The sequence below is a fragment of the Micromonospora sp. NPDC023966 genome (assembly GCF_040639095.1).
GTDB lineage: Bacteria > Actinomycetota > Actinomycetes > Mycobacteriales > Micromonosporaceae > Micromonospora.
The window spans coordinates 33016-48334 of sequence record NZ_JBEZZJ010000025.1 but is presented as its reverse complement, the minus strand read 5'-3'; the positions used below and the strand labels follow the sequence as shown (position 1 = coordinate 48334).

Sequence of the window (15319 nt, the reverse complement as noted above, 5' to 3'; positions counted from 1 at the left end):
GCCGATGACGACCGACACCCAGCCGCCGCGCCGGTCGCGCGCCGGCGCGCTCACCTGGCTCGCCCTGGCGTGCGCGCTGGTGGTGCTGGCGGTCGCCGTCGCGCAGCGGCGGGACCAGCCGGTCGGGGACCGCACGGTCGGCGAGGTGACCCGGGTCGGGGTGGCCGACGGCGACGCCGTCCCGGCCTACCTGCGCGGCGCCGCCGACGAACTCGCCCGGCTCGACGCCCCGGCGCCCGGCAGTTACGCCCTGGTCTCGTTCGCCGCGTACCTGACGCCGGCGCAGGTGGCCACCGCGCTGGGCGACGCCCCGGTCGCCGCCGTGGTGGCCCGCGTGCCGGTGCCCGGGCGGCAGACCGAGATCGTCCGGATGGCCGCGCTGCGCCTGCCCGACGACGTGGTCGCCGGGATGGCCGAGGTGGCCGCGCGCAAGGACCGGGAGGCCGCCGACTACCGCGCCCGCGCCGCCGCCCCGGCGGCCACCGCCGATTCCGAGCTGCGCCGGGTGTACGACACCGGGGCCGCCGTGGCGGCGCGGGAGGCGGCCGGCTACCGGGCGGGCTGCGCGTGCGTCTACGCCGCCGTGGTCCGGGACGCCCCGGAGGCCCTCCGGAAGCTGGCCGCCCGCCCCGGCGTCCGCGCGGTCGACCCCGCCCCGGAGGTGACCCGGTTGGATCGCGCGGTGTTCACCCCGCCGCTGCCGGAGCAGCGGGACGTGGCCCGGCCGCCGGCCGACACCGGACTCGCGCCGGCCGCCGGTATGGGCGATTCGTCGGAAGCCGCACCGACGGTGACCGGATCATCACCGGCCACCGGCCGGCCCGCCGCCGGGACGGGACCGCCCAATCCCGCTCCCACCTCCTGAGACGTGCAGGTGGGCGGCTTCGGGCCCGGCCGGGCGGTGAGGAGACCCCCCGGGGGATGTGCGAACCGGGGTGTGTTCCGAATAGGGTTTCGTTCGTAGCCTGTCAGGCGGAGATCGATGGGCTGGGGGAGGGGCGAGGCCTTGGACGGCAGCGAAACCGGTTGGGGTCGGCAGGCTGAGCCGGCACCACGGTGGCGCGCGCTGCTCGACCGGGCCCGGCTCGGCGCTCGCGGCGCGGAACACCCCGACGCCGACGGTCGCGTCGAGGAGAGCCCGCCGCCGCCACCGGAGCCGCTGCCCCGGCGCGCCGCCGGCACCGGCTGGACGGGCCGGGCGCAGGCCGTCGCCCACCCCGCCGACGGCTCGTACGGCGCCGAGCCGGGCTACCGCGTCGAGGCGACCTACCGGGTGGAGCCGGCCTACCGGGTCGACCCGCGCTACGGCGGCGAGCCGGCGTACCGGGCAGAGCCCGCCTACCGACCCGAGCCGGAGCCGCACGGCGAACCGTCCTGGCGGGCCGAGCCGGAGTCGCACGCCGAGCCGTCCTGGCGGGCCGAGCCGGAGCCGCGCGCCGAACCGTCGTGGCGGGCCGAGCCGCTCCACCAGCCGGAGCCGCGCGCCGAGCCGTCGTGGCGGGCCGAGCCGGCCCACCAGCCGGAGCCGCGCTACCCCGAGCCCGAGGCGCGCGGCCGGGGCACCGCCTCGGTCGAGTCCCGGTACGCCCTGCTCGACAGCGGCTACCAGCCCGACCCGCCCCCGGCGGAGTCCCGCTACGCGCTGCTGGACCGGGGCCGCTACCGGCCGGAGACGCCACCGGCGGCCGAGCCGACCCCGGCCTATCCGGCGCAGATCGAGGGCTACCCGGCCCGGATCGAGGCGGCCCGGGTGGAGTGGCGCGCCCCGGAGCCCGATACCGAGCTGGAGCGGGCGGCCGGGGTGCTCCGCCGCGAGCTGGGCGGCCCCCGGGTGCTCGCCTTCGCCAACCCCAAGGGCGGGGTGCACAAGACCACCGCCACCGTGCTCGCCGCGGCCACCGTGGGCAGCGTGCGGGGGCGCGGGGTGCTCGCCTGGGACGACAACGAGCTGCGCGGCACCCTCGGCCTGCGCGCCGGCAGCGCCCGGCACGCCCGCACCATCCGGCACCTGATCCACGATCTCGCGCAGATCGAGATCCTGGAGGGCGACATTCTGCTGGAACACCTCGACGACTACCTGCGGCACGCCTCCGACGGCTCGTACGACGTGCTGGCCGGCGAGGAGAGCCCGCGCTTCGCCCAGCGGCTGGACCAGTTCACCGTCAAGCGGGTGCTGGAGCTGCTGCGCCGCACCCACGACGTGGTCTGCGTGGACACCGGCAACAACGTGGAGAGCCCCAACTGGCGCACCGTCATGCAGGCCGCCGACCAGCTCGTGGTGACCACCGTGCCGCGCGAGGACGCCGCGTTCAGCGCGGACTGGATGCTCGACCTGCTGCACGAGGAGGGCATGGGCGAGCTGGCCGACAACGCGGTCACCCTGATCTCCTGCCCCACCCCCGAGCGCACGCCGCTCCAGGACGACCTGGAGCGCCACTTCGCCACCCGGACCCGGGCGGTCGCCGTGGTGCCCTACGACCCGGCGCTGGAGACCGGCTCCTCGATCGAGTACCACCAGCTCCAGGCCGCGACCCGGCAGGGCTGGCTCAAGGCCGCCGCGGTGATGCTGGAGCCGTTCGCCCGCTGACCGCCACCGCCGCCGCGCGCCGCCCCGTCGCCTGAGAGGATCACCGGGTGAGTCCGGACACCCCTGATTCGGAGCGGGCCGCCGACGGTTCCGGCGCGCCCGGCGCCGCCGCCCGCCCGCCCGCCGGTGCGGAGAGTTCCCCGCCCGCCGGTGCGGAGAGTTCCCCGCACCCCGAGCGGCAGGCCGACGGCACGCCCGACCGGTCCGCGGGCGAGGGTGCCACGGCGCCCGGCTGGCCCGGCGGCCTGCCGGTGCCCGCCGGCACCCCGGTCACCGCGCCCGGCGCGGACCCGCTGGCCGGCTATCCGGGCGTCGTGGGCGAGGTGGCCGGTGCGCCGTCCGCCACCCGGCGGGCCGGCGCGCGGACGGCCGCGACCGCCCTCGGCATGGCTTTGCTGCTGACCGTGCTCGGCGCGCCCCTGGGCCTGCTCTGGGCGCTGGTCGCCCCCGGGACGCCGGTGCAGATGACCGCCGAGGGCGCCGTCTACGCGACTCCGCAACCGGAGCAGCCGGTCGCCGCGGACGGCTGGTTCAGCCTGCTCGGGCTCGGCTTCGGGGTGCTCGCCGCGATCACCCTCTGGGTGGTGCTGCGCCGCCGCCGCGGCCCGGCCGGCCTGCTCGCCGGGGCGTTCGGTGGGCTCGGCGCGGCGGTCGTGGCCTGGCAGGTCGGCCGCCGGATCGGGCTCGGCACCTATCAACGGCTGCTGGACAGCGCGCCGCCCGGGACCGACTTCACCAAGCCCGCCGACCTGCGCGCCGGCGGGATCGACTGGTACGGGCCGCTGCCCGTGCCGCACGGCAACCTGCTGCTGGCGGCGTTCGGCGCGGCCGTGACGTACACCCTGCTGGCCGGCTGGTCGCGATGGCCCTCGCTGCGCCCGGAGCCGGAGTGGGACGGCGGCTGGGCGCCCGGCGGGCCGGGGATCAGCGGAGCCGGGGGACCAGCCAGCTCGCTGAGCGGCACCGGGACCGCCCGCACCTCGCGCAGCAGGGCGGTCTCCCGGTTGAGCAGGCGCAGCTCGGCCCGGAGCCGGCCGGCGGTGTCGTCGATGGCGAGCAGCCGTTGCCGGTCGTCGACGGTCAGGGCCGCGGTCGCGGCGACCAGGTGCGACAGCACCGTCGGATCCTCCGGCAGCTGCTCGGAGATCTCCTGCGGGTCGGGCCGGACCAGGCCCAGATACTGCCGGAAGACCGAGATCACCCGGGCGGCCAGCAGGTCGGTTACCTCGTCGGTGCCGGCCGGCTCGGGCAGCCACTCCACCTCGGCGGTCAGGTACGGCGCGGCGGCGTCGTCGACCTCGGCGATGCGGAACCGCCGCCGCCCCACGGTGACGATGTCGAACCCGCCGTCGGCCAGCTCGGTGACCTGGCGCAGCTCGGCGGTGCAGCCCACCTCGTGCAGGGTGACCTCGCCGCCGGCGAGGCCGGACCGGTCCGGTGGCCCGGCCGGCGCGACCTCCCAGCCGGCCTGGATCGCCACCACGCCGAACTCGCGCGGGGCGCCCTCGGGCAGCCCGACCAGGTGGCGCACCAGTGCCCGGTAACGCTCCTCGAAGATGTGCAGCGGGAGGACCAGCCCCGGGAAGAGGACCGTCCCGAGCGGGAAAACCGGCAGCCGTGCGGTCACGTGATCGAGAGTATCCCGAGCGCGTCCCGGCGGCGTGTCCCGGCTCACCGTCCCGGCGTACGGGCGGCTCCGGTCGGCGCGCGGGCGGGCCGCCTAGACTCGCAAGGGTGTTGAACCGGATCGACCTGCGCGGCGGGTCCCGCGACCCGCGCCGCCTGCTGCCCCGTGCCCAGCTCGACGTCTCCGTGGCGGTCGAGCGGATCCGCCCCCTCGTGGAGGCGGTCCGGGAGCATGGGTACCCGGCGATCCGCGAGGCGAGCGAACGGTTCGACGGCGTCTCCCCGGAGCGGCTGCGGGTGCCGGTCGAGGTGATCCGCGCCGCCGAGGGCGGCCTCGATCCGAAGGTCCGCGCCGCGCTGCTGGAGTCGATCACCCGGGCCCGCAAGGTGCACGCCGACCAGCGTCGCGTCGACCACACCACCCAGGTGGTGCCGGGCGGCACGGTGACCGAGCGCTGGGTGCCGGTCGACCGGGTCGGGCTCTACGTCCCCGGCGGCCTGGCCATGTACCCGTCGACCGTGGTGATGAACGTGGTTCCCGCCCAGGCGGCCGGGGTCCGCTCGCTGGTGGTGGCCAGCCCGCCGCAGAAGGACAATGGCGGCCTGCCCGACCAGCGGGTCCTCGCCGCCTGCGCGCTGCTCGGCGTCGACGAGGTCTACGCCGTCGGCGGCGCCCAGGCGGTGGCCATGCTGGCGTACGGGGCGACCGTCGACCCGGAGGGCGCCGAGCGCTGCGACCCGGTCGACATGATCACCGGCCCGGGCAACATCTGGGTCACCGCCGCCAAGCGGTTGCTGCGTGGCGTGGTCGGCATCGACGCCGAGGCCGGGCCCACCGAGATCGCCATCTTGGCCGACGACACCGCCGACCCGGCGCACGTCGCCGCCGACCTGATCAGCCAGGCCGAGCACGACCCCCTCGCCGCCAGCGTGCTGGTCACCCCGTCGCCGGCGCTCGCCGACGCGGTCGACGCCGAGCTGGCCCGGCAGGTGCCGGCCGCCAAGCACGCCGAGCGGATCGGCACCGCGCTGCGCGGCGAGCAGAGCGGGGTCGTCCTCGTCGACGACCTCGAGGCCGGGCTGCGGGTGGTCGACGCGTACGCGGCCGAGCACCTGGAGATCCAGACCGCCGACGCCCGCGAGTGGGCGCTGCGGGTGCGCAACGCCGGCGCGATCTTCGTGGGCGCCTGGTCGCCGGTGTCGCTCGGCGACTACTGCGCCGGCTCCAACCACGTGCTGCCCACCGGTGGCTGCGCCCGGCACTCCTCCGGCCTGTCCGTGCAGTCCTTCCTGCGCGGCATCCACCTCGTGGAATACACCGAGGACGCGCTGCGCGAGGTGGCCCCGCACGTGGTCACCCTGGCCGGGGTCGAGGACCTGCCGGCGCACGGCCAGGCCGTCAGCGCGCGCTTCCCGGGGGAGCGGCCGTGACGACCCTGGACGACCTGCCGATCCGCGACGACCTGCGGGGCCGCAGCCCGTACGGCGCGCCGCAGCTCGACGTGCCGGTGCGGCTGAACACCAACGAGAACTCCTACCCGGTGCCCGAGCCGGTGGTGGAGGCGATCGGCAAGGCCGTCGCGGCCGAGCTGCGGGACCTCAACCGCTACCCCGACCGGGACGCCGTGGCGCTCCGCGCCGATCTCGCGGAATGCCTCGGCCACGGGCTCACCGTCGAACACGTTTGGGCGGCCAACGGCTCGAACGAGGTCCAGCAGCAGCTGCTCCAGGCGTTCGGCGGCCCGGGGCGCACCGCGCTCGGCTTCACCCCGGCGTACTCCATGCACCCGCTGCTGGCGCTCGGCACCGGCACCGGCTGGATCCCGGCCGCCCGCGACGCCGACTTCGGGCTGACCGCCGCCGACGCGGTCGCCCAGGTCCGGGCGCACCGGCCCGACGTCGTCTTCCTCTGCTCGCCGAACAACCCGACCGGCACCGCGCTCGACCCGGCCGTGGTCGCCGCCGTGCTGGCCGAGGCGCCCGGCATGGTGGTCGTGGACGAGGCGTACGCCGAGTTCGCCCGGCCCGGCACGGTCAGCGCGCTCGCCGTGCTGCCCGGGCACCCCCGGCTGGTCGTCACCCGGACCATGAGCAAGGCGTTCGGCTTCGCCGGTGGCCGGCTCGGCTACCTGGCCGCCGACCCGGCCGTCGTGCAGGCGGTGCAGCTGGTCCGGCTGCCGTACCACCTCTCCGCGCTCACCCAGGCCGCCGCCCGCGCGGCGCTGGCCCACCGCGACGCCCTGCTCGGCACGGTCGCCGCGATCATGCGGCAGCGCGACCGGATCGTCGCTGAGCTGCGCGCCCGCGGGCACCGGGTGGCCGACAGCGACGCCAACTTCGTGCTGTTCGAGGTCGGCGGCGACCAGGCCACCGCCTGGCGCACCCTGCTCGACGCCGGCGTGCTGGTCCGTGACGTCGGGCTGCCCGGCTGGTTGCGGGTCACCGCCGGCACCCCCGCCGAGACCGACGCCTTTTTGTCTGCGATGGAGAAGCTGTCATGAGCCGGACCGCCCGGGTGGAGCGGATCACCAAGGAGACCAAGGTCCTCGTCGAGATCGACCTCGACGGCACCGGCAAGGCCGACATCGAGACGGGCGTCGGCTTCTACGACCACATGCTCAACCAGATCGCCCGGCACGGCGGCTTCGACCTGACCGTGCACACCGTCGGCGACCTGGAGATCGACGCCCACCACACCATGGAGGACACCGCGCTCGCCCTGGGCTCGGCGTTCGACCAGGCGCTGGGGGACAAGGCCGGCATCCGGCGGTACGGCTCGGCCACCGTCCCGATGGACGAGGTGCTGGTCCGGGCCGCGGTCGACCTCTCCGGCCGGCCGTACGTGGTGCACGACGAGCCGGCGCTCGCGCCGTACATCGGGCCGGTCTACCCGACCAGCATGACCCGGCACATCTGGGAGTCGTTCGGCCAGGCCGCCCGGGTCACCCTGCACGTGGATGTGCTGCGGGCGGCCCGGCCCGGCGGCAACCCGGACGCCCACCACGTGGTCGAGGCCCAGTTCAAGGCGGTCTCCCGGGCGCTGCGCGAGGCCACGTCGATCGACCCGCGGGCCGCGGGCGCGATCCCCAGCACGAAGGGCGCCCTCTGATGAGCGCGAGGAACGCAGCGCAGCGGAGTACCGCAGTCGCGAATGAAAGGCGGCTTTAATGGGGCGGGCGCTGCCGACGCTGCTGCTGATCCTGGCCGGGGTGCTGGTCGGCGGGACCTGGTCGCTCTACAAGCAGGGCGCCGCCCGCGGCGCGGTGGTGATCACCGGGCTGCTGGCCGTGCTGGCCACCGCCGGCGGCCTGCTCTGGCTGCTTCCCGGGGAGGGCGCATGAGCAGGCGGGTCGTGGTGCTCGACTACGGCTCGGGCAACCTGCGGTCGGCCGAGCGCGCCTTGGAGCGGGCCGGCGCCGACGTGACCGTCACGGCCGACCTGACCGCCGCCGCCGAGGCCGAGGGTCTGGTGGTGCCGGGCGTCGGCGCGTTCGCCGCCTGCATGGCCGGGATCGAGGCGCTGGGCGCCGGCCCGGTCATCGCCGACCGGGTCGCCGCCGGCCGCCCGGTGCTCGGCATCTGCGTCGGGATGCAGGTGCTCTTCGAGCACGGCGACGAGCACGGCGTGGTCACCAAGGGGCTCGGGCTGCTGCCCGGCGGGGTGACCCGGCTGCCGGCGCCGCGGCTGCCCCACATGGGCTGGAACACGGTGCACGCCCCGGCCCGCTCGGTGCTCTTCACCGGTCTGCCGGCCGACGCGCGGTTCTACTTCGTCCACTCCTACGGGGTGACCGAACCGGCCGCGCTGACCGCCGCCGGGGCCACCGTCACCACCGCGCACCACGGCACCGACTTCGTCGCCGGGGTCGAGCGCGGCCCGCTGTCGGCGGCCCAGTTCCACCCGGAGAAGTCGGCCGACACGGGTGCTACCCTCCTGCGCAACTGGCTGGGCAGCCTTTGAGCAAGGAGCGGGCCCGGCGCCGGGAGGCGCGCCAGGCCGAGCTGGAGCGGGAACGCGCCGCGCGCGCCCGCCGGGTGGCGCGCCGGGCGCGGCGGCGAGCGGTCGTACGCCGATTGACGCCCACGCCGCGGCGGGGCCGGACCGGCCGGCTGCGCCGGCACAGCCGTGGCGAGCGGGCGGCGATCGTGCTGCTCACCGGCGCGGCGGTGGCCGGCATCTGGAGTTTCGTCGACGACCTGGCGCTGCGGCTGGCGTTGGTCGTGTTGTTGCTGCTGGTCCTGCCCGCGGTCGTGGTGATCGCTCTGGACCGCCGTTGAAGATGCGAGGAGAAGAGCGTTGACTCTCACCCTGTTGCCCGCCGTGGACGTCGCCGACGGCCAGGCCGTCCGGCTCGTCCAGGGCGCCGCCGGTAGCGAGACCGCGTACGGCGATCCGGTGGAGGCCGCCCTCGCCTGGCAGTCCGACGGGGCGGAGTGGATCCACCTGGTCGATCTGGACGCCGCGTTCGGCCGGGGCACCAACGCCCATCTGCTCGCCGAGGTGGTCCGCCAGCTCGACGTGAAGGTCGAACTCTCCGGCGGCATCCGGGACGACGAGTCGCTGCAGGCCGCGCTGGGCACCGGAGCGGCGCGGGTCAACATCGGCACCGCCGCCCTGGAGAACCCGGAGTGGTGCGACCGGGTCTGCGGCGAGTACGGCGACAAGGTGGCCATCGGGCTGGACGTGCGCGGCCGTACCCTCTCCGCGCGTGGCTGGACCCGCGACGGCGGCGACCTCTACGAGGTGCTGGACCGGCTGGACAAGGCCGGCGCCGCCCGCTACGTGGTCACCGACATCACCAAGGACGGCACCATGCGCGGGCCCAACCTGGACCTGCTGCGCGAGGTCTGCGCCCGCACCGACGCCCCGGTGATCGCCTCCGGCGGTGTGTCCACCCTGGACGACCTGCGCGCCCTGGCGACCCTGGAGTCGGTGGGCGTGGAGGGCGTGATCGCCGGCAAGGCGCTCTACGCGGGGGCGTTCACCGTCGCCGAGGCGCTCGCCACGCTGCGGGCCGGGGCGTGACCGCCGTCGCGGGCGACAGCGCCGGAGCGGGGCTGGAGCTCCCGGGTGACGGTGCGGCCGTCACCCGGCTCGGCTCGGGCGGCCCGTGGGAGGCGCTCTACGGCTACTGCCGGGTGGTCCGGGCCGGGCGGCTGGCCATCACCGCCGGCTGCACCTCGACCGTGGACGGCCGGGTGGCACACGTCGGGGACGCCGCCGCGCAGACCGCCCAGGCGATCCGGATCGGCCTGGACGCGCTCGCCGAGGTCGGCGCCGAGCCGGCCGACGTGGTGCGCACGCGGATGTACGTGACCGACCGGATCTACGCCGACGAGGTCGGCCGGGCGCACAACGCGGTGTTCGGCTCGGTCCGCCCGGTGGCCACCATGGTCGTGGTGGCCGGGCTGATCGACCCGGACCACCTGGTGGAGGTCGAGCTGGAGGCCTGGCTCGGCGACCGCTGACGGTCGTTCCCACGGTGTGGGGGCGGCCACCCCGGCGCAATTAGATTGTGCGCAACTCAATTGGGCGCTACGGTTTCGGGGTGACCGATGATCTGGTGCTGCGCCGGCAGGTGTGCTTCGCCCTCTACGCGGCGTCGCGCGCCCTCACCGACGTCTACCGGCCCATCCTCGACGAGCACGGCCTGACCTACCCGCAGTACCTGGTGCTGCTGGTGCTCTGGGAGCGCGGCGACGACGCCCCCACGGTCTCCGAGCTCGGCGCGGCGCTGCGGCTGGACTCCGGGACGCTCTCCCCGCTGCTCAAGCGGCTGGAAGCGGCGGGCCTGGTGGTCCGGACGCGCTCGGCGAGCGACGAGCGACGGGTGGAGGTGGGGCTCACCGCCGACGGTGTGGCCCTGCGGGAGCGGATGACCGAGGTGCCGGTGCGGGTCGCCTGCGCCACCGGTCTCACCGAGGCCGAGCTGGTCGCCCTGCGCGACACCCTCACCCGGGTCACCGAGACGATCCACCGACAGAAGGAGCAGTGACCACCATGCAGGTGCTCTACACCGCGTCCGCGCGGGCCACCGGCGACGGCCGGGACGGCCACGTCCGCACCTCCGACGGCGGCCTCGACCTGGACCTGGCCATCCCGAAGGAGATGGGCGGCGCCGGCGGCGCGACCAACCCGGAGCAGCTCTTCGCGGCCGGCTACGCGGCCTGCTTCCACTCCGCGCTGCGCCTGGTGGCCCGCAAGGCCCGGGCGGACGTCTCGAACTCCGTCGTCGAGGCCGAGGTGGGCATCGGCCCGAACGGCGGCGGCGGCTACGGCCTGGCCGTGACCCTGGTGGTCGACCTGCCCGCCGTCGAGCGGTCCGCCGCGCAGCAGCTCGTCGAGGCGGCCCACCAGGTCTGCCCCTACTCCAACGCGACCCGGGGCAACATCGAGGTCGCCCTGACCGTCCGGGATGCCCGATGACGGCCAACCGGGAGATCCACCTGGCGTCCCGGCCGCAGGGCTGGCCGACCGCCGACAACTTCCGGCTGGTCACCACCGAGGTGCCCACCCCGGGTCCGGGCCAGCTCGTGGTCCGCAACCGGTTCATGTCGGTGGACCCGTACATGCGCGGGCGGATGAACGACGTCAAGTCGTACGTGCCGCCGTTCGCGCTCGACGCCCCGCTCGACGGCGGCGCGGTCGGTGAGGTGGTCGCCGGCGAGGCCGAGGGCTTCGCGCCCGGCGACGTCGTGCTGCACGGCCTGGGGTGGCGGGACTACGCGCTGGTCGACGCCAAGGGCGCGCGGAAGGTCGACCCGGATCTGGCCCCGGTCAGCGCCTACCTGGGCGTGCTCGGCATGACCGGGCTCACCGCGTACGCCGGGCTGCTCGACGTGGCGGCCATGAAGCCGGGCGAGACGGTCTTCGTCTCCGGCGCGGCCGGTGCGGTCGGCAGCATGGTCGGGCAGATCGCCAAGCTGCGCGGCGCGGCCCGGGTGGTCGGCAGCGCCGGCTCGCCGGCCAAGGTCGAGCGGCTCCTGGCGCTCGGCTTCGACGCCGCGTTCGACTACCACGACGGCCCGGTCCGGGACCGGCTCAGGGCCGCCGCGCCGGACGGCGTCGACGTCTACTTCGACAACGTCGGCGGCGAGCACCTGGAGGCCGCCATCGGCGCGATGAACCTGCACGGCCGGGCCGCCATCTGCGGCATGATCGCGCAGTACAACGCCACCGAGCCGCCCGCCGCCCCGCGCAACCTGGCGCTGCTCATCGGCAAGCGGCTCACGCTGCGCGGCTTCCTGGTCGGCGACCACGGGCACCTGCGCGAGCAGTTCGTCCAGGAGATGGCCGGCTGGCTGCGGGACGGCCGGATCTCCTACGACGAGACGGTGGTCGACGGCATCGAGCGCGCTCCGGAGGCCTTCCTCGGCATGCTGCGGGGCGAGAACCTGGGCAAGATGCTCGTCCGCGTGTGACCCGGACCTCGTTCACGGCGGTCGGCCCGATCGGGCCGGCCGCCGTGCCGTGCCGGTTGGATAGGCTCGCGGCATGACGGTGGCGGTACGGGTGATTCCCTGTCTGGACGTGGACGCCGGGCGGGTGGTCAAGGGGGTCAACTTCCTCGACCTGCGCGACGCCGGTGACCCGGTCGAGCTGGCGGCCGCCTACGACCGGGCAGGCGCGGACGAGCTGACCTTCCTCGACGTCACCGCCTCCAGCAGCGACCGCGGCACCATGCTCGACGTGGTGCGGCGCACCGCCGAGTCGGTCTTCATCCCGCTCACCGTCGGCGGCGGCGTCCGCCAGGTCGCCGACGTCGACACCCTGCTGCGGGCCGGCGCGGACAAGGTCGGGGTGAACACCGCGGCCATCGCCCGCCCCGAGCTGATCGCCGAGATCGCCGACCGGTTCGGCCGCCAGGTGCTGGTGCTCTCCCTCGACGTACGCCGGGCCCCGGCCGGCACCACGCCGAGCGGGTTCGAGGTGACCACCCACGGCGGGCGCCGGGGCACCGGCCTCGACGCCGTGGAGTGGGCGGCGCGCGGCGCCGAACTGGGCGCGGGGGAGATCCTGCTCAACTCGATGGACGCCGACGGCACCAAGGCGGGCTTCGACCTGCCGCTGATCGAGGCCGTCCGCGCGGTCGTCGACGTGCCGGTGATCGCCAGCGGCGGCGCCGGCCAGGTGGCCCACTTCCCGCCGGCCATCGGCGCGGGCGCCGACGCGGTGCTCGCGGCCAGCGTCTTCCACTTCGGCGAGCTGACCGTCGGCGAGGTCAAGGACGCCCTGCGCGGCGCCGGGCACCCCGTGCGCTGACCGTCCGCCCCCTGCTCCTGCGGGGCAGGTGCCGGTCAGGGGCGGCCGGAGTGGCCCTCCGGCGAGCGGCGCGGCATCGGTATCGAGCGGACCGCATACTCCTGGACCGCCGCGGCGTGGTCGTCCTCGTCCAGTTGCCAGTCGGACTCGTTCGGGGCGGGGCGGCGGCTCAGCACGCCCTGCACCGTGTCCACCGTGGTGCCCAGCCCGGCGCTGGGCCGGGTGCGCCAGAGCCGCTCGCCGTCCGGGGTCACCCGGAACCAGCCGTCGGTGACGCTGACCAGGCCGGCGCTCACGAGCCGGCGGACCGCCCCCTCCACCTCGTGCCGCTCGGGGATGGCCTGGTTGAGGTGGTCGGCTGTGGAGAGGACGTCGGCGAGGCGCACGCCCTCCGGGCGCCGGGTGGCGGCGGCCCGGCGGTGCCGACCGGCGCCGCTCGCGATGATCAGTGAGACGAAGATCCAGGCGTCGCTCCAACGCCAACCGTTCTCCCCCATGAACGAATGATGCCCGGCCGCGACGGCGGAGAAAACACCCGGTTTCCCGGCCGGGCGTCGCCGCAGCTCAGCGACGTCCCCGGGCGTCCCAGCCGGTGGCGGTCGGCGTGGCGGGGGTGACGCTGCGTGGTCGAGGTGCGAATCAGGCCGTCTCGCCGGCCGGGCGCGGGGCGGTGGCGACCGCCGGCTCGTCGGCCGGTCGGGCCGGCACCGCGAAGATCGGGATGAAGAACTGGGCGAGCGGCCCGATGGCCAGCGCGTACGCCACGGTGCCGAGGCCCACGGTGCCGCCGAGCAGCCAGCCGAGGCTCAGCACGGTCACCTCGATGACGGTCCGGACCAGCCGGATGGAGAAGCGGGGGTGGCGGGCGGTGAAGCCGGTCATCAGGCCGTCGCGCGGGCCGGGGCCGAGCCCGGCGCCCAGGTAGAGGCCGGTGGCGGCGCCGTTGGCGACAATCCCGACGATCAGCAGGGTGGCCCGGATCGGCAGGCCGTCGCCGGGCGGCAGCAGGGCCAGGGTGGCGTCGACGACCAGCCCGATCACCACGACGTTGCTGATGGTGCCGAGGCCGGGGCGCTGCCGCAGCGGGATCCAGAGCAGCAGCACCACCGCGCCGACCGCGATCGTGATCGTGCCGAAGGAGAGGTGGGTCTGCCGGGCGAGCCCCTGGTGGAACACGTCCCACGGGTCGAGCCCCAGGCCGGACCGGATCATCAGCGCCATGCTGATCCCGTAGAGGGCGAGCCCCACGTAGAGCTGGCTGAGCCGCCGGGCCGGCCGGTACCGGAGATTGCCAATCTGTGCCATGCATGCCACCCTAGGGGCCAATCCCGCCCGCGACAGAGCCAATTTAGGAGGGGTGGCCATGACGAGTCAGGTACGTGGCGTCCAATTGGCTCGGCTCCTCGGGCAGTGGCATGCCCTGCCGGGCCGCCGGCGCAGCCCGGACTACGCCGCGCTCGCCGCCGCGGTCCGCGGGCTGCTCGCCGACGGCCGGCTCCCCCTCGGGGTGCGCCTGCCGGCCGAGCGGGACCTGGCCGAGGCCCTGCGGATCAGCCGGACCACGGTCACCGCCGCCTACCGGGAGCTGCGGGAGACCGGCCACCTGGCCAGCCGGCGGGGCGCCGGGAGCTGGACCATGCTGCCGGGCACCCACCGGGTGGCCAGCACCGGCCTCTGGACCCCGCTGGACGACCGCGACATGATCGACCTGGGGGTGGCCGCGCTCTCCGCCCCGGCGCAGCTCGTGCCGGCCGCCCGGGCCGCCGCCGAGGACCTGCCGCGCTATCTCGGCGGGGCCGGCTACCACCCGACCGGCATCATCGAGCTGCGCGAGGCGGTGGCCCGCTCGTACACCGAGCGAGGGCTGCCGACCAGCCCGGAGCAGATCATGGTCACCAGCGGCACACAGCACGCGCTGGACCTGGTGCTGCGGCTGGCCCTGTCGCCCGGCGGCGGGGTGCTGGTGGAGTCCCCGACCTACCCGAACGCCCTCGCCGCGCTCGCCGCCCGGCGGGCCCGGATCACCACCCACGGGCTGGCCGCCGACGGGGTCGGCTGGGACGCCGACCTGCTGCTGGGCAGCATCCGGCAGACCCGGCCGAAGCTCGCCTACGTGATCCCCGAGTTCCACAACCCGACCGGCCACCTGATGGCGGCCGACCTGCGCGAGCGGCTGGTCGGCGCGGCGCACGCCGCCGGGACCGACCTGGTCGTGGACGAGTCCTTCGTGGACCTGCCGCTGGACGGCACCCCGCTGCCGCCGCCGGTGGCCACCTTCGACCGGCACTCCCGGGTGATCAGCATCGGCGGGATGAGCAAGCCCTACTGGGGTGGCCTGCGGATCGGCTGGGTCCGGGCGTCCGCCCCGCAGGTGCAGCGGCTGGCCGCCGCCCGGGTCGGCGTGGACATGGCCAGCCCGGTGCTCGACCAGCTCGTCGCGGTGCACCTGCTGGCCGAGGGGCCGAGCATCGTGGCCGCCCGGCGGGCCCAGCTCGCCGCCCAGCGGGACGCCCTGGTGAAGGCGATGGCCGACCGCCTGCCCGACTGGCGGGTCACCGTGCCGCGCGGCGGCGTGACGCTCTGGGTGGAGCTGGACGGCCCGATCTCCAGCGCGCTGGCCCGAGCCGCCGAGGAGGTCGGCGTACGCCTGGCGCCCGGACCCCGGTTCGGCCTGGACGGCACCCTGGAGCGGTTCCTCCGGCTGCCCTTCACCCTGCCCGCCGCAGACCTGGTGGAGGCCGTCGGCCGGCTCGCCGCGGTCCGCTACGACCTGGATCGGACCGGCCGCCCGCAGTGGCGGGAGCCCTCCGTCATCGCCTGAGCCCGGCCGCGGCGCGCCCGGG

17 protein-coding genes and 2 pseudogenes are annotated in these 15319 nt (G+C 75.7%); 16 read left to right on the top strand and 3 right to left on the bottom strand.

Annotated elements, in window-relative coordinates; translation table 11 throughout:
- Nucleotides 1-4 precede the first annotated feature (4 nt).
- The 3 genes and pseudogenes from AB0F68_RS25690 (at nt 5) to AB0F68_RS25680 (ending at nt 3544) form a co-directional block, all read left to right on the top strand.
- A complete protein-coding gene (locus tag AB0F68_RS25690) occupies nt 5-865 on the top strand; it encodes a hypothetical protein (RefSeq protein ID WP_357342710.1) in 861 nt (286 codons plus the stop codon).
- 117 nt (nt 866-982) lie between these two features.
- Entirely contained in the window at nt 983-2587 is a 1605-nt protein-coding gene (locus AB0F68_RS25685; protein ID WP_357342708.1) for an AAA family ATPase, read from the top strand.
- A gap of 47 nt (nt 2588-2634) precedes the next feature.
- Nucleotides 2635-3544 (top strand): annotated as a pseudogene (locus AB0F68_RS25680) (DUF2567 domain-containing protein).
- Here AB0F68_RS25680 and AB0F68_RS25675 read toward each other — a convergent pair.
- Nucleotides 3522-4214, bottom strand: a pseudogene (locus AB0F68_RS25675) (LON peptidase substrate-binding domain-containing protein); the annotation flags it as partial. The pseudogenes AB0F68_RS25680 and AB0F68_RS25675 overlap by 23 nt on opposite strands.
- A gap of 107 nt (nt 4215-4321) precedes the next feature.
- On the opposite strand from AB0F68_RS25675, the gene hisD reads away from it, so the two are divergent.
- The 12 genes from hisD (at nt 4322) to hisF (ending at nt 12476) form a co-directional block, all read left to right on the top strand.
- Entirely contained in the window at nt 4322-5644 is a 1323-nt protein-coding gene (gene hisD, locus AB0F68_RS25670) for a histidinol dehydrogenase (RefSeq protein ID WP_357342706.1), read from the top strand.
- Nucleotides 5641-6714: a histidinol-phosphate transaminase gene (locus AB0F68_RS25665; RefSeq protein ID WP_357342704.1), complete on the top strand. Its 1074-nt coding sequence runs from the start codon at nt 5641-5643 to the stop codon at nt 6712-6714. The genes hisD and AB0F68_RS25665 overlap by 4 nt, the downstream gene beginning before the upstream one ends.
- A complete protein-coding gene (gene hisB, locus AB0F68_RS25660) occupies nt 6711-7322 on the top strand; it encodes an imidazoleglycerol-phosphate dehydratase HisB (protein ID WP_357342702.1) in 612 nt (203 codons plus the stop codon). The genes AB0F68_RS25665 and hisB overlap by 4 nt, the downstream gene beginning before the upstream one ends.
- Before the next feature lie 58 nt (nt 7323-7380).
- Nucleotides 7381-7554 carry a hypothetical protein gene (locus tag AB0F68_RS25655; protein WP_355637865.1) on the top strand — a complete coding sequence of 58 codons (174 nt, stop codon included), beginning with the start codon at nt 7381-7383 and terminating at the stop codon, nt 7552-7554.
- The gene (gene hisH / locus AB0F68_RS25650; protein ID WP_357342699.1) at nt 7551-8174 is read left to right on the top strand and encodes an imidazole glycerol phosphate synthase subunit HisH; all 624 of its coding nucleotides are present in this window, start codon (nt 7551-7553) and stop codon (nt 8172-8174) included. The genes AB0F68_RS25655 and hisH overlap by 4 nt, the downstream gene beginning before the upstream one ends.
- Complete coding sequence (locus AB0F68_RS25645; protein WP_357342697.1) at nt 8171-8491, top strand: hypothetical protein; 321 nt, start codon at nt 8171-8173, stop codon at nt 8489-8491. The genes hisH and AB0F68_RS25645 overlap by 4 nt, the downstream gene beginning before the upstream one ends.
- A gap of 19 nt (nt 8492-8510) precedes the next feature.
- The gene (gene priA, locus AB0F68_RS25640) at nt 8511-9239 is read left to right on the top strand and encodes a bifunctional 1-(5-phosphoribosyl)-5-((5-phosphoribosylamino)methylideneamino)imidazole-4-carboxamide isomerase/phosphoribosylanthranilate isomerase PriA (protein WP_357342695.1); all 729 of its coding nucleotides are present in this window, start codon (nt 8511-8513) and stop codon (nt 9237-9239) included.
- A complete protein-coding gene (locus AB0F68_RS25635; RefSeq protein WP_357342693.1) occupies nt 9236-9682 on the top strand; it encodes a RidA family protein in 447 nt (148 codons plus the stop codon). Before priA ends, AB0F68_RS25635 begins: the two co-directional genes overlap by 4 nt.
- Nucleotides 9683-9762: 80 nt before the next feature.
- Complete coding sequence (locus tag AB0F68_RS25630; protein WP_357342691.1) at nt 9763-10209, top strand: MarR family transcriptional regulator; 447 nt, start codon at nt 9763-9765, stop codon at nt 10207-10209.
- A gap of 5 nt (nt 10210-10214) precedes the next feature.
- A complete protein-coding gene (locus AB0F68_RS25625; RefSeq protein WP_357342783.1) occupies nt 10215-10640 on the top strand; it encodes an organic hydroperoxide resistance protein in 426 nt (141 codons plus the stop codon).
- Complete coding sequence (locus AB0F68_RS25620) at nt 10637-11635, top strand: NADP-dependent oxidoreductase (RefSeq protein ID WP_357342689.1); 999 nt, start codon at nt 10637-10639, stop codon at nt 11633-11635. Before AB0F68_RS25625 ends, AB0F68_RS25620 begins: the two co-directional genes overlap by 4 nt.
- A 73-nt stretch (nt 11636-11708) precedes the next feature.
- A complete protein-coding gene (gene hisF / locus AB0F68_RS25615) occupies nt 11709-12476 on the top strand; it encodes an imidazole glycerol phosphate synthase subunit HisF (RefSeq protein ID WP_355637853.1) in 768 nt (255 codons plus the stop codon).
- A 35-nt stretch (nt 12477-12511) separates the two neighbouring features.
- On the opposite strand, the gene AB0F68_RS25610 is transcribed toward hisF, so the two are convergent.
- Together AB0F68_RS25610 and AB0F68_RS25605 are read right to left on the bottom strand one after the other, a co-directional pair.
- Complete coding sequence (locus tag AB0F68_RS25610) at nt 12512-12973, bottom strand: hypothetical protein (RefSeq protein ID WP_357342686.1); 462 nt, start codon at nt 12971-12973, stop codon at nt 12512-12514.
- Nucleotides 12974-13115: 142 nt separating this feature from the next.
- Nucleotides 13116-13781, bottom strand: coding sequence for a hypothetical protein (locus AB0F68_RS25605; protein WP_357342684.1), 666 nt, complete (start codon nt 13779-13781; stop codon nt 13116-13118).
- A gap of 58 nt (nt 13782-13839) precedes the next feature.
- Between AB0F68_RS25605 and AB0F68_RS25600 the strand changes: the two genes are divergently transcribed.
- Nucleotides 13840-15297, top strand: a complete 1458-nt coding sequence (locus tag AB0F68_RS25600) for a PLP-dependent aminotransferase family protein (RefSeq protein WP_357342682.1) — start codon at nt 13840-13842, stop codon at nt 15295-15297.
- Nucleotides 15298-15319: the final 22 nt, after the last annotated feature.